A 14,238-nucleotide genomic window follows, 5' to 3' on the forward strand; every position below is an offset into this window, starting at 1 on the left:
GGAGGCATGTGTATGGCAGAGCAGGAGTTACAACATATGAGTTCGGTTGAATTAGATAGAAAGCTAAATGATGTTTTTGCAGGGCGAGTAGTTAGAAAAGACTTAACAAAGCTCATAAAAGAGGGTGCTAACGTACCTGTATATGTCTTAGAGTATCTCTTAGGCATGTATGCGGCCACTGATGATGAAGAAAGCATTCAAGAGGGTGTACAACGAGTAAAGAAGATCCTTTCAGATAACTTTGTAAGACCTGATGAAGCTGAAAAGATTAAATCTCGTATCAGAGAGTTAGGGCAATATTCTATTATTGACAAAGTTACGGTTGTATTAAATCCTAAGGCAGACCAATACGAGGCGGAATTCTCTAATTTAGGATTAAAAGGTGTTCCTATACCTGCAAACTTTGTAAAGGAGTTTGATAAGCTTTTAGCAGGTGGAATCTGGTGTATGGTAAAGATCGACTACTACTATGACGAAGAATTAAAAAATGTAACCCCATTTAGTGTGAATGGCTTGAAACCTATACAGATGCCTAACATGGATATGAATGAGGTTTTTGAAGGGAGAAAGAGTTTCACGAAGGAAGAATGGATCGATGTACTCATTCGTTCGACAGGTATGGAGCCAACCCAATTAGAAGACCGAGTGAAATGGCATTTATTATTACGACTCGTACCACTTGTTGAAAACAACTATAATATGTGTGAGCTTGGTCCTCGTGGAACAGGTAAGTCACATGTGTATAAAGAAATTTCCCCAAATTCAATATTAGTATCGGGTGGACAATCTACTGTAGCTAATTTGTTTTATAATATGTCATCAAGGAAAATTGGATTAGTTGGTCTTTGGGACTGCGTTGCCTTTGATGAAGTTGCAGGGATTAAGTTTAAAGATAAAGATGGTATTCAAATTATGAAAGATTATATGGCATCTGGTTCTTTTGCGAGAGGGAAAGAAGAGAAAACCGCATCGGCATCGATGGTCTTTGTTGGAAATATTAATCAAAGCTTAGATTCTCTTATTAAAACCTCTCACTTATTTGCTCCGTTTCCAGAAGAGATGGCAAATGATACAGCGTTCTTTGACCGAATGCACTACTATTTGCCTGGTTGGGAGATCCCCAAAATGAGACCTGATTTCTTTACGGATCGTTATGGCTTTATAGTGGACTACATAGCTGAATTCTTTAGAGAGATGAAGAAACGCTCTTTCGCTGACTCTATTGATAAGTATTTTAAATTAGGAAACAACTTAAATCAGCGTGATACTGTAGGTGTACGTAAAACTGTTTCAGGTTTAATGAAGCTCTTGTATCCAAACGGAGAGTACACGAGAGAAGATATAGAAGAAGTGCTACAATACGCACTGGAAGGAAGACGCAGAGTTAAAGAGCAATTAAAGAAAATCGGCGGAATGGAATTTTTCGACATAAACTTCTCTTATATCGACAAGGACACTTTGACAGAAGAATATGTTAGTGTTCCAGAACAAGGAGGAGGGAAATTGATTCCAGAAGGTATTGGCAAACCAGGTCATGTCTATGTAGTAGGTCATGCTGATTCAGGTATGATAGGTGTCTACAAGCTTGAAAATCAAGTCGTGAGCGGTACAGGAAAGTTTGATAAATCAGGTCTTGGTTCACATAGAGGTGCAAAAGAGAGTTTAGATACAGCATTTCGCTACTTTACAGCCAATAGTAAGAGCATTAGTAACACCATAAGCACAAAAACAAAGGACTACTTAATGCATATTAGCGATTTACAGGGCATTGGGCTGACAGATGAACTTGCTATTGCAGAGTTAATAGGTTTATGTTCGGGAGCGTTAGAAAAGCCTGTGCAGGAGTCTATGGTAGTTATCGGTAATATGACAGTCGGTGGCACAATATCAAAAGTAGAGGAATTTGCTAACGTGCTTCAAGTCTGTGTTGATGCAGGGGCAAAGAAAGTCTTAATACCTGCTTCATCAGTTGTTGACTTGCAGACAGTACCATCGGATCTATTAGTAAAAGTACAACCTATTTTTTACTCTGATGCGACAGATGCAGTATTTAAAGCATTAGGGGTAAGTTAATTTATAATAAATAACAACAAAAAAGGATTGGGTGATGTATGCCAATCCTTTTTGTTTGTGTCTAAACAGGTTCAAAACAGATTTTTAATTAAATCAATATCTTCATCTCTTAGTTTTTGTTCAGTTTGATCATTTGAATCTGTTTGTTCCTTTTCAAAAACGGGTAAAGCTTGTCCATCTACTAATGCATTCAGTAGTTTTTCCAACTTTTCTTCAAGCCTTTGAATCGTCTCTTCATTTTCTAACTCCTTGTCTATTATTCTACATATATAATCACTCCGATTAGCTTGCTTTGATAAATGCTCATATACGTGCTTATACTCTTCTCTAAATGAAATAGATAATCGTAGTTTACTGCTTTTTGTCACCTTGTTTCGCCTCCAAAACTCTCTGGTAAGAAAGGACATTGGCGAATTGTGAATCAGAGTGAATAATGGCAGAAGGGAAGTGTTGAAGAAGGTATGGTTTTAGCAAGAGGCTACCACCACCAGTGAAGACAATATTTTGCATGGAGGAAATTGAAATCTTTCGGCTTTTAGCAAAGTTGGCAAGTTGCTTGACGTGTGCATGAATTAACTGCTCTATCAACTGTGTACTACCTTCTTGTTTCTGACCTTCGAGGTAAACGCACTTGTCATGAAGGATCTGATCTATATCATCATCAAAAAATGAGATTCCATATTCTGTTGTGAGTGTTTCTGCTATCTTTGCTTTTAAAATGTTAATGCCGAGTGTAGCAGTTAGCATAGTGTCGATTTGTGGGACAAGGTTATTTGCTTCAAGGAAACTAACATTTAGGCTTCCAATATCAGCAATTAGAACTCGTTTATTTCTATACTCGTTTGCGTTGTGATAAAGAGGAAGGCACTCTGGCAAAACGGTAATAGAGGAAATTCGGAATGAGAAAGCCTTGTTATTGACCTCTAACCCTATGACCTTAGCATCCTGTTGTATAAACTGTGCGTAGTTTTGCCTGTTCCTATTGTTTTTATAAAGTGAAGTAGGTGTGTTAATGGCAAGGTGAACATTTGCTAATGGTGAAGCTCCTACTTTATCAAGTACCTTTGCAATAGCAAGATAAATACATATTAGATGTTCGTTTGTTTGCTTCGTTAAGTCATAGTTTGTATGGTCGCTTGATAGTGAATCACCAACGATATAGGTTCTATCATTGTATTTAACAGAATCGCTATTAGAAAATAAGTCAGTTGTAACGTCTGATAGTTCAGCGACTTTTGTGTGGAAAATACCTTTCTCAATGATGTTATCTTCATTTCTCCAAGTAAATTTGCTACTACTTTTTCCGCTGTCAATCGATATTAAATAGTTGTTGTACATTAATTTCTACCTCCTAATATTGTTTTTATGTTATATGCGACAACGTGCGACATTATAACAGAATAATCAAAGAAGATTGCTTGATTTGGTCGAACAAATGTCAGATCATGCGATAAAGTCGGATAATGAACAAAGCTCGAACGTGGTAAAGCACAAACCTCGTTTTGTTCCTTCTCAAATTCTATTAATATGTGTTGTGTAAGAAAAATAAAAAACAAGGAGGCAACAAAAATATGATTCAACAAGATATGACAAAAGAATATTATTTTAAAGAATTAGAGGAAGTGATTCTAAACGAAGGAAATTGGAACCCTAATGTATTTGAGGTATTTAACCACGAAGCAGGAACAGGTAAATCGAGATTTGTACAGCAGTTGTTGGGGAAGATGTCAAAGTTAAATTCGTACAGAGTGTTTTATGTACAGCGTTTTGTAAGAGACGATGAACTGCTTCATACTGTTCAGAGAATAAACGAATTTGCAGAGAAAGAAGTTGCTATACCCACCAATAATTAAGGGATTCGCAAACGTAAATTGGAATTAAAACCTTCCATAATAGAGAGTAGATGTAAGGGCTAAGTAAAGGTATATTAGAAAAAAAAGGCGTGATTTTAGGGAAGGTTACTATTACAGATGAAAAGTGGGAAAAAGAAGTGGGAAAAGGCGTGAGACTTAGATGGAGAAGGGATTGAGGGGGATTAGAGATGGAATGGAACGATGGAAGAGTAATATTACGGCTATATACGTCGTTTAAGTAAAACAAAGGCGGATGCTTGCTTTAAATAAACCACCGGTATCCATTGATGCCGGTGGTTTTTCATTTTTCTTCACTATCAACCAGGGCAGTTCCATGACATCAACTACCAAGCTAACAGACATACAGCCTGTCATTATAAAACGTGGTCAATGGTATAATACTCTCATAATGAGTGAGGGTATTTATTACATACAAAGATACACTTGAGGAAAGGACTTTGCACAAGATGGACAATTATACTTTTAGAAAAGCAGAAGCAATTGATGTTGAAAATATAATACAATTGATAGAAAAGCGGATTAAGTGGATGGATACAAATAATATACAGCAATGGAACAAGACAAATTATTTTGACTCCTACCCAAGAGCCTATTTCTTTAAGAAAGTCACTGCAGGCGAGCTGTATGTCATGGATGATCAACTGACAGGCAAAGCGGCCGGTGCGGTTGTATTGCTGGAAGAAGATAAGCGGTGGGCACGGGATGGTTCCAATAGTCTTTATATACATAACCTTGTCAGTGATACAGGGGTATCAGGAGCAGGGCGTATGATGATAAAGAGCTGCGAACAGATAGCAATTGATAATGCTTATGATGCGGTCAGGTTGGACTGTCAGGCATCCAATATCAAGCTTAACGAATATTACAAAAAGCAGGGATATTGCTATTCCGGGGATGTGAAGGATGGCAATTATATAGGGAAGAAGCGGGAAAAGAAAATGGGGAAGTATTTATAGGAATTCAAAGCAATTACTGATTTAATTTGCTGGGTATTTGCCTGTTCTCAGTGTTTTCTTGGTGTAAACACCCTTGCTGAGATCTTTTACTGTTGTAAAATGAAGGAGAAAAGCCGTCACCCCGACGGCTTTTTTGTATTTGAAATGCCAACACGCTTCATCCATACTCAACAGTTACAGGGCGGCCCTGAATTAAGATATCAGTGATCACTTTTTTATTTTGCTTCAATCGGTTTGGGAATCACTCTATTAGAGAATAAGAATAGAAGTTAGAGAAACAATAGGTTTGTCATTACAGGTGCGACAAAGTTGACTTTCATCTTTATTGAAGGGGAGCAGATGTGTCATTTATGATTGAATAAGGTATTATTGCAATTTTTATTATTTATGATGAAAGGAAGTATATATATGGCTCAATCAAATGTAAAAGTTAGAGTGCAGAAGTTCGGTAACTTCCTGAGCTCCATGGTACTGCCGAATATTGGTGCTTTCATAGCATGGGGTCTGATTACAGCGTTATTCATCCCAACCGGCTTCTTTCCAAATGAAAGCCTTGCCAATTTAGTTGACCCGATGGTTAATTACCTGCTGCCTTTATTAATTGGTTATACGGGCGGTAAATTGATTTACGATCAGCGGGGAGGAGTCGTCGGTGCGATTGCAACAATGGGTGTCATTGTCGGTGCCCCTGAAACGCCGATGTTCCTTGGTGCGATGCTGATGGGTCCGTTAGGCGGATACGTCATCAAGAAGTTTGATCAGCTGATCGAAGGGAAAATCAGGTCCGGCTTTGAAATGCTCGTCAATAATTTCTCTGCAGGAATCCTCGGTGCCATCGTTGCGATATTGGCTTACCTCGGCATAGGTCCAGCAGTCGATGCTTTCACAGAAGTACTTGTGACAGGAGTTGACTGGCTGGTAGATGCAGGTTTGCTGCCTTTGACAAGTATTCTGATCGAACCTGGAAAGATCTTATTCCTGAACAACGCTATTAACCATGGTATTTTGTCCCCGATTGGTTTGGAACAATCTGAATCGACAGGGAAATCGATCATGTTCCTATTGGAAGCGAATCCTGGACCGGGTATTGGTGTCCTGCTGGCATTCATGTTCTTCGGGAAAGGTACGGCGAAACAGTCAGCGTCTGGAGCCGGAATCATTCATTTCTTCGGAGGGATCCATGAGATCTACTTCCCTTATATTCTAATGAAACCCAAGCTTTTCCTTTCCGTCATCCTGGGCGGAATGAGCGGTGTGTTCACTCTGGTATTGTTAGGCGGAGGTCTTTCTGCGCCTGCCTCACCGGGAAGCATTATCGCTATTACAGCTGTAACCCCTAATGATGGAATGGTTTATGTGGCAAACTATGCAGCTGTCCTTGTAGCAGCAGCTGTTTCCTTTGCGGTCTCTGCTGTGATACTGAAGACGAGCAAGGAAACAGATGAAGATATAGACAAAGCAACGAAGAAAATGGAAGAAATGAAAGGCAAGAAGAGTTCTGTTGCCGGCCATGTGTCAGGAGCACAAGCTCAAGGGACACTTCCTGAAGAAGTCAACAAAATCGTCTTTGCATGTGATGCCGGTATGGGATCAAGTGCAATGGGTGCTTCTCTCCTTCGCAAGAAAGTGAAAGAAGCGGGCTTGGATGTATCTGTTACAAATACAGCAATCAGCAGCATCCCTGCTGATGCTCAAGTCGTCATCACACAAGAAGAGCTGACGCCAAGAGCACAAAATAAGATGCCGAATGCCTATCATATTTCAGTGGATAACTTCTTATCCAGCCCTGAATACGACAAGTTGATTGCAAGCCTGCAGGATGGCATCACAGAGGAACAGGCTGAACTTGTTGAAGAGTCGGAAACAGATGCTGCCGGCACAGAGCCGAATGCAGATAAAGATGATGATCTTTTACTGGAGGAAAATATCTTCATCGGAAAAAAATTCGCCGACAAAGAAGAAGCCATCCGATTTGCCGGGGAGGCATTAGCGAAAGCCGGCTATGTGGAAGACAGCTATGTGGATGCCATGATTGACCGTGAAGGGATTACAACCACTTATATGGGGAATAACGTAGCAATCCCCCATGGTACGGAGGAAGCCAAGAAGGCGGTTCTTAAATCAGGCTTTACAGTCATTCAAGTTCCTGATGGTGTCGACTTTAACGGAGAGCAGGCGAAGCTGATCTTCGGTATTGCCGGGAAAGATGGTACACACTTGGAGATCCTGTCAGGGATTGCCGTCATCTGTTCTGAGCAGGAAAATGTCGACCAAATGGTCCAGGCGAAAACAGCAAAAGAATTGAAAGATATCATCAACAGTAAATAAGGATTACATGAGAAAGGCGGGGGTTACCTGCCTTTCTGTTCTGCGTTATGAAGGAATGGCTGGCAAGAAGGGAAGCTTATAGAAGAAATGAGTGGATAAAGATGCTGATTACCTCCAGGGAGAAATCCATCATTGATGTAATAATCAGGACTTCGGGTAAGCATACGGTCTCTACATTGGCAGATTACTTGAACGTCAGCGGGAGAACCGTACAGCGGAATCTGAAGTCGGTAGAGAAGATACTGAAAGAATATAACTTGGAGTTGAAACGGACCACAAGCGACGGCCTTTTTATTGATGGAACGAATGAACATATTTATAAGCTGATCCAAAAGTTAGCCGATATTGTCCCTACAGATGAAACACCTGAGGAAAGGAAGTTAAGCCTGCTGATCATTTTGCTTCACGAAGGGCCTTATTTTAAAAAGCAGGTGCTCGCGAGCCAGCTGGGAATCAGCCCGGCTACTCTTACTGCCTATCTTGATGAGCTGGCAGACTGGCTGAATAAGTTTTCCGTGACTGTGACGAGGAAAAGGGGAGTAGGTGTTGAGGTTACTGCTGAAGAGGCAAGTAAGCGGCACGCCCTTGCAAATTTCTTTTTGGTGTATTTTTATGAAGAGATCATTGAGAGTTTATATTTGCTGCAAAGAGGCAGACATCCGGCTGAACCGGTCCTGGGATACCTTCTTCCGGATATTATGGCGGCAGTTGATCAAACCGCATCTTCCATTCTAAGCAAAGAACAGATGAAATTGACCGACAGTGACTATATCAGGCTCATCATCTATATCTGTCTGACGATCCAAAGAACCACTAATCATTTTCTTCTGGACAATGTCCATAAGGAGGATAATGAGTACACAAGTGAAATCAGGTTGATGACGAGCATCATGGAAGAGCTGGAACTGAAATTCAGCACCCGGGTCCAAGGGAGTGACATCCATTTTTTGAGTTTGATTCTAAAGGGATCGAAAGTCCAAGCTTCAGATGCCATTGATTATGACAGCATCATCCTCGGGCAGTTGATCAAAAAGGTGATAGAAGATGTCTCATTGAAGCTTCATGTTGACCTGACAGACGATTTTTCTTTATACCAGGGATTGCTGGCGCACATGGAGCCCTCCATCTTCCGGCTGAAACAGCAGATGGAGCTCTTCAACCCTTTAACAGAAGAAATCAAGAAAAAGTATCCTGTCCTGTTCATGGCTGTTAAGAAAAGCCTGGAAAGTGAATTTGATGACATAGGGTTTCCCGATGATGAAGTAGCCTTCATCGTCCTTCATTTTGGTTCTGCATTACTTATGAATGAAGAAAAGGTGAAAATCAATGCAGTGGTGGTCTGTCCCACCGGGATCGGTACTTCCAAGATGCTCGCAAGCCGAATACAGAAAGAACTCCCGGAGATCAACACAGTCGAGATTCTTTCACTTAAAGATTTTCAAACCTCGGCCCTTAAGGACTATGATATTGTCATTTCGACGGTAAGGCTTCCCTTTACAGACATTGATTATACGCTGGTAAGCCCTCTGCTGAGTGATTCAGAGATCGGGTCCATACGGAATTACTTACAAAACAACTTAGAGAAGCTTACAAGGAACAAAAGATACTTACGGAATGAAGACCCCTCTTCCTCCTCTGTAAAAGAGGTTCAGCCAGGGGTGAGGGAGCTTTTACAGGAAATAAAGGATGTCCATGCAAGTGTTGAATCAATCCTCGATAATTTCCGTGTTTATCGCAAACATCATTCTGCCGGACACTCTGACGTATTGAATATGATGGCTGAACAGGCAGAAAAAGATGGCCTGCTTATTGATTCAAAAGAGGTTATGCGGGAATTGGAAGAGAGGGAGAAAAAAGGCGGTCTCGGAATCCCCGATACCAGCATGGGCTTGTTCCACTGCCGCAGCGGGAGTATACAGGAATTGATTTTTCAGGTAGCACATTTGGAACAGCCTTGCTTGATCAGGGGGATGGATGGCAGGGACATGTCCATGAAAAGCCTGTTGTTGATGCTTGCACCTGCCGACATGAGTAAGAGGGAACAGGAGATACTAAGCCTCATAAGCACAAGCATCATCGAGAACAAGATGTCGATGATGATTTTCTCATCTTCCAATGAGGCGATGATTCGAAAAAAACTAGAAGAACTATTCTTGGATTATCTGCAAAATAATTTAGTAAAGGAATGATGACAATGAAAAAAGCAGTTCATTTCGGTGCCGGAAATATCGGCCGGGGATTTATAGGCGCCCTCTTTTCACAATCCGATTATCATGTAACTTTCATCGATATTGCGGAGCAAATCATCAATAAGCTGAATGACGAAAAGCAGTATAATGTTGTGCTGGCAACAGAAGCAAAAGAGACCGTAACAATTGAGAATGTATCAGGCTTGAATAATCTTCATCAGGAAGATGAAGTCATCAATACGATTGCTGAAGCATCGTATCTGACAACCGCCATCGGACCCAATATCCTGCCAAGAATTGCCCCATTGATTGCCCGCGGGATTGCCAATCGTGTTGCATCCACCGATGAAAAACTATTTGTAATCGCATGTGAAAACCAAATCGGAGCAACAGATATCCTTAAAGGACATATCCTTGATAACCTGGATGAAGAAACAAAAGGTAAGCTCGATGGACGCGTTTACTTCTTCAATTCAGCAGTGGACCGCATCGTTCCGATCCAGGATCAGGATTCACTGGATGTGCTTGTTGAGCCTTATTATGAGTGGGTTGTAGAAACAACAGAAGAAATTCCGCCTGTAAGCGGCATGACGATTGTAGAAGATCTTGCTCCATTCATTGAGAGAAAATTATTTACGGTTAATACCGGCCATGCTGTCATTGCCTATTTCGGCTATCTTCAAGGAAAAGAAACGATTGACCAAACTCTTGCCGATGAGCAAATTGCGAATCAGGTAAGGGATACCCTGAAAGAAACGGGTGCTTACTTAGTGAAGCAATACGGGCTGGATGAAGACGAACATATGGCATATATTAATAAGAATATCGAACGATTCAAAAATCCTTATTTAAATGATGGAGTGACAAGGGTCGGCCGTGCGCCTATCCGTAAATTGGGACCGGAAGACCGGCTGGTGCGCCCGACTACAGAAGCGCAGAAAGCGGGGCTGTCCTATTCCAATCTTGCAAAAGCAATAGCGGCTGCGCTGCTGTTTGACTACGAAAAGGATGAAGAGGCAATGGAAATCCAGAATATGATCAAGGAATCTGGAGTTGCAGGGGTCCTTAAAAAAGTGAGCCATCTGGATGAAGAAAGTGAAATTACACGTGAAGTCATTAAGCAATATGAATTATTGAAGAAATAGCAGAATAGCTTTATTCAGCTTGCAGAAAAGGCAGCCAGCCATTCTGCAAGCTTTTTTGTTTTCCGTTTTTTTTATGACGGCCCTTGACAAAGAATTAAATCGCCCTTATAGTTACTTTAACACATAAAAGCATAAAAGCGTTGAAGCGTTGAAGGGTTTAAGTGCTAAAGTTTAATTTTATATCTTCAGCTTGTGGAAGGAGTAGCTGATAAGTGCGCAGCAGTCAGAGACTGGATGGAAGGTGAAAGTCCAGGCAGCTTATCTAAGTGAATTACACCACAGTGAATGGCTGATGAACAATACAAGTGGATGAGTCTTTACGGATTCGTCAACAAGGGTGGTACCGCGGAGCTTCTTCGTCCCTTATTGGGGAGAAGGGCTTTTTTTTATTGAGAAAAATAAGCACAGTCCTTACTCCCACACGTTATGCCTTAAAGGCACAATACCAGAACGCGAATAACAAAATGCAGGAGAGGATGAGTTGTATGAGCACCACGTTAGCAAAGGAAATTCCACTTCATCTTAGAGAGTTTGTTTCGACACAAAATTACGAGGACTACACGCCTTCCGACCATGCGGTTTGGCGTTATGTCATGAGGCAGAACCATGCCTTTTTGGAAGACAGGGCGCATCCTGCATTCGTTAAAGGGTTAAAGGGGTCGGGAATAGCGATTGAAAAGATCCCTGAAGTCAGTGAAATGAATGAAGCACTGGGGAAAATCGGCTGGGGAGCGGTGATTGTGGATGGATTGATTCCAGGAACTGCATTCTTTGATCTTCAGGCACATGGAATCCTTCCGATTGCCACAGACATCCGCAAAGTTTCCAATATTGAATACACACCTGCTCCGGACATTTTACATGAAGCCGCAGGCCATGCGCCGATCCTGTTTGATTCCACTTACTCCGCATTTGTGAAGAAAATCGGCGCTGCAGGGGCTAAAGCTTTTGCAACAAAAAAGGAGCACGAGGCTTTTGAAGCTGTCAGGATCCTTACGATTGTTAAGGAAAGCCCCGACTCGACAAAAGAGGAAATTCTGGAGGCAGAACGAAACGTCAGGGAAAAGCAGGCATTGGTAGAGCAGGATTCCGAAGCAGAACAGATTTCCCGTTTGTTCTGGTGGACAGTGGAATTTGGATTGATAGGTGAACTGGAAAAGCCTATGGTCTACGGAGCAGGTCTGCTGTCCTCGGTAGGGGAAAGCAAGGCATGCCTGTCTGATAAGGTCAGGAAGATTCCTTTCAGTATAGAAGAATGTATAAAGACATCCTACGACGTCACGACAATGCAGAAGCAGCTGTTTGTATGCAAAAGCTTTGAAGAATTAATTCAGGCTGTCGAGGAGTTTTCCGCATCCATGGCATACCGGACTGGTGGTGCTTCTGCTGTACAGAAAGCAATCAAGTCGGAAAAACTTGCAACAGTAGAGTTCAATTCAGGACTCCAGGTTTCTGGTGTCTTCAGTGAAATGATGAAAAATGAAGAGGGGGAGCCAACATTCATCAGGACAACCGGGGAAACCGCCCTGGCAGTTCATAACCGTGAATTAAAAGGGCATTCGAAGATGACCCATCCCGATGGTTTCGGAGCTCCCGTCGGGCCGCTTGAAGGGGATGTCTTCCTTGAAACACTAAGCCAGGATGAGATGAGGCATGCGGGAGTTGAAATTGGGAATGAAGTCCACTTAACGTTCAAAAGCGGCATCACATTGGAAGGCGGGATTACCGGCATTATAAGGGAAGATGGCAAGACAATATTGCTGTCCTTCACAAATTGTACTGTTAAGCAAAGGGACGAAATCCTTTTCCATCCTTCATGGGGACCATTTGATCTGCCGGTGGGAAGCAGCATTCGTTCGGCATATCCCGGGGCTGCTGACCACTCCTCTTTCTTATCAGATGAGAATCCAGAGGTCGAAACTGCCTCAGCCAACACAGAGCTGGGCGAGCTTGAGATCCTGTACCAGGCAGTCAGGGAAATAAGGGAAAATGGGCTGGGAGCAGAACCTGAAACCAGAAGACTACAGGAGATAGCAGCGGAATTAAGAGCACATCATCATGATGAATGGTTATTAAGGCTGGAAATTTTAGAGCTTTTAATAGAAAGTGGCCTTCTTCCAGAAGAAGCAGGTGAATTGCAGGATGAACTGGTGCACCTCGCCGAAACCCCTCAGTTTAAGAGGTTGATAGAAAATGGTCTGGCTTTGATTCCGGCAGCCGTTCAGGAGGTCAGTTCATGAAAAGAGCAAGCGAGAAAGAGGCGTTGACTGCTCTGCAGGATATAGCGTGCTGGAAGCGTAAGGACGAAAAATGGATCGAACGCCGCTTCAAGTTTCAGGAGTTCATGGAAGGTATCGGCTTTGTGGACAGGATAGCTGAGATAGCAGAGGATATGGAGCATCACCCTTTTATCTCTATTCAATACAAGGTCGTGACTTTAAGCTTAACTTCCTGGAATGAAAGGGGATTGACAGCCCTCGATTTCGAAGCTGCTTTTAAATACAACCAGATCTATGACACCATGAAGTAGGGAGAAAGGGCATATCAGCTTTGATATGCCCTTTCTATAGTTTTTTTAATTGTTAACGCTGCTGCTGCATACTCCGGATTTCAAAAGATTTTTTTCCGAAAGCAGAAATGAACTATCATCCATTCTTTTAAATAGAGGTGTCTATTTCCAGAGGGGATAAATTCCAAATGAAAAAGTGATCAATATCCCTTTTTATAGTCGACCAGGTTAATTGCGGGCTCTTTTCCTTCAAGGAAATTCTTAAGGTTTGGAATGAAGATATCTTCAATGACCCGTTTATTATATAACTCAGTCGATCCGGCAGTATGAGGAGTAATGATGACATTCTCCATTTCCCAAAGAGGGCTGTCCTTTTCAAGCGGCTCTTTTTCAAAAACATCAAGCCCCGCTCCGGCAATTCTCTTTGTTTGCAATGCGTCAATCAGCTCCTGCTCTTTGATTGTCTCTCCACGGCCGATATTGATGAGAAAAGCGGACTCTTTCATAAGCTGGAATTCCTTTTTGCCAAACATTTCCCGGGTAGCTTCTGTGAGCGGGACGGTGATGACTATGTAATCACAACGCGGCAGAATATCGTGAAGCTCATCGGTACGGTACATCTCGTCAACATATTGAGCTTCCCTTCCAGAATGGCGGACACCGAGAACGGTCATTCCGAAAGCTTTGGCAATTTTGGCTGTTTCTTTCCCGATGGCTCCTACCCCGATGATCCCTATGGTCTTTCCGTGAATCTCGAGTTTAAGCCCGGAGTGAGCCCATTCTTTTTGTTCCTGATTTCGCACATAGGCATTGATTTTTCTTGTAAGGCCGAGCATCATGGCAAAAATCGTTTCTGATATTGGATAGGCATGGACTCCGTTGGCACTTGTAACCATGATTTCCTGAGATTCCATTTCCTTTAAGGGAAGGCTGTCGACACCTGCACTCCAGGTTTGGATCCACCGCAGCGGTGTGGTGCTCCGCAATGCTTTTTCTTCCATGCTCTTCTTCCAGCCTGCAATGACCTCAGCTTCTGCCAAGTGATCCTCCCAGTTGTCCGGTTCCTTGCCGGCAATGATTTCCCAGCCAGGTGCTGCCTGCCGGATACTCTCCATTTGTCTCTCTTCGATATCTTGTGCAATGATCAGCTTTTTCATCTTTGCT

The 14,238-nt window shown here is 42.2% G+C and carries 11 protein-coding genes; 8 read left to right on the forward strand and 3 right to left on the reverse strand.

The features are described 5' to 3' along the window. Positions 1-12: 12 nt before the first annotated feature. Positions 13-2,073, forward strand: a complete 2,061-nt coding sequence (gene brxL, locus D3H55_RS12420) for a protease Lon-related BREX system protein BrxL (RefSeq protein WP_240628563.1) — start codon at positions 13-15, stop codon at positions 2,071-2,073. Between the two features lie 71 nt (positions 2,074-2,144). Here the strand turns inward: brxL and D3H55_RS12425 are convergent, their stop codons facing one another. Together D3H55_RS12425 and D3H55_RS12430 are read right to left on the reverse strand one after the other, a co-directional pair. Beyond that, positions 2,145-2,441 (reverse strand): hypothetical protein, encoded by a 297-nt coding sequence (locus tag D3H55_RS12425; RefSeq protein WP_119547240.1) that lies wholly within the window; start codon positions 2,439-2,441, stop codon positions 2,145-2,147. After that, positions 2,425-3,411 (reverse strand): ParM/StbA family protein, encoded by a 987-nt coding sequence (locus tag D3H55_RS12430; RefSeq protein WP_119547241.1) that lies wholly within the window; start codon positions 3,409-3,411, stop codon positions 2,425-2,427. The genes D3H55_RS12425 and D3H55_RS12430 overlap by 17 nt, the downstream gene beginning before the upstream one ends. A 233-nt stretch (positions 3,412-3,644) precedes the next feature. Between D3H55_RS12430 and D3H55_RS12435 the strand changes: the two genes are divergently transcribed. The 7 genes from D3H55_RS12435 to D3H55_RS12465 all read left to right on the forward strand — a co-directional run bounded on the left by D3H55_RS12435 (position 3,645) and on the right by D3H55_RS12465 (position 13,095). Further along, the gene (locus D3H55_RS12435; protein WP_119547242.1) at positions 3,645-3,926 is read left to right on the forward strand and encodes a hypothetical protein; all 282 of its coding nucleotides are present in this window, start codon (positions 3,645-3,647) and stop codon (positions 3,924-3,926) included. 467 nt (positions 3,927-4,393) lie between these two features. Beyond that, a complete protein-coding gene (locus D3H55_RS12440; RefSeq protein ID WP_136035703.1) occupies positions 4,394-4,903 on the forward strand; it encodes a GNAT family N-acetyltransferase in 510 nt (169 codons plus the stop codon). Between the two features lie 408 nt (positions 4,904-5,311). Beyond that, positions 5,312-7,231 carry a PTS mannitol transporter subunit IICBA gene (locus D3H55_RS12445; protein WP_119547244.1) on the forward strand — a complete coding sequence of 640 codons (1,920 nt, stop codon included), beginning with the start codon at positions 5,312-5,314 and terminating at the stop codon, positions 7,229-7,231. A 101-nt stretch (positions 7,232-7,332) separates the two neighbouring features. Then, positions 7,333-9,420, forward strand: a complete 2,088-nt coding sequence (locus D3H55_RS12450) for a BglG family transcription antiterminator (protein WP_119547315.1) — start codon at positions 7,333-7,335, stop codon at positions 9,418-9,420. Positions 9,421-9,425: 5 nt separating this feature from the next. Then, the gene (locus tag D3H55_RS12455) at positions 9,426-10,565 is read left to right on the forward strand and encodes a mannitol-1-phosphate 5-dehydrogenase (protein WP_119547245.1); all 1,140 of its coding nucleotides are present in this window, start codon (positions 9,426-9,428) and stop codon (positions 10,563-10,565) included. A 485-nt stretch (positions 10,566-11,050) separates the two neighbouring features. Beyond that, on the forward strand, positions 11,051-12,805 hold the full coding sequence (locus D3H55_RS12460) for an aromatic amino acid hydroxylase (RefSeq protein ID WP_119547246.1): 1,755 nt from the start codon (positions 11,051-11,053) through the stop codon (positions 12,803-12,805). Continuing rightward, on the forward strand, positions 12,802-13,095 hold the full coding sequence (locus D3H55_RS12465; RefSeq protein WP_119547247.1) for a 4a-hydroxytetrahydrobiopterin dehydratase: 294 nt from the start codon (positions 12,802-12,804) through the stop codon (positions 13,093-13,095). The genes D3H55_RS12460 and D3H55_RS12465 overlap by 4 nt, the downstream gene beginning before the upstream one ends. Before the next feature lie 179 nt (positions 13,096-13,274). Here the strand turns inward: D3H55_RS12465 and D3H55_RS12470 are convergent, their stop codons facing one another. Beyond that, the gene (locus D3H55_RS12470; protein ID WP_119547248.1) at positions 13,275-14,231 is read right to left on the reverse strand and encodes a D-2-hydroxyacid dehydrogenase; all 957 of its coding nucleotides are present in this window, start codon (positions 14,229-14,231) and stop codon (positions 13,275-13,277) included. Positions 14,232-14,238: the final 7 nt, after the last annotated feature.

Origin of the sequence: Bacillus salacetis, assembly GCF_003581585.1 — a bacterium.
GTDB lineage: Bacteria > Bacillota > Bacilli > Bacillales > Bacillaceae_B > Rossellomorea > Rossellomorea salacetis.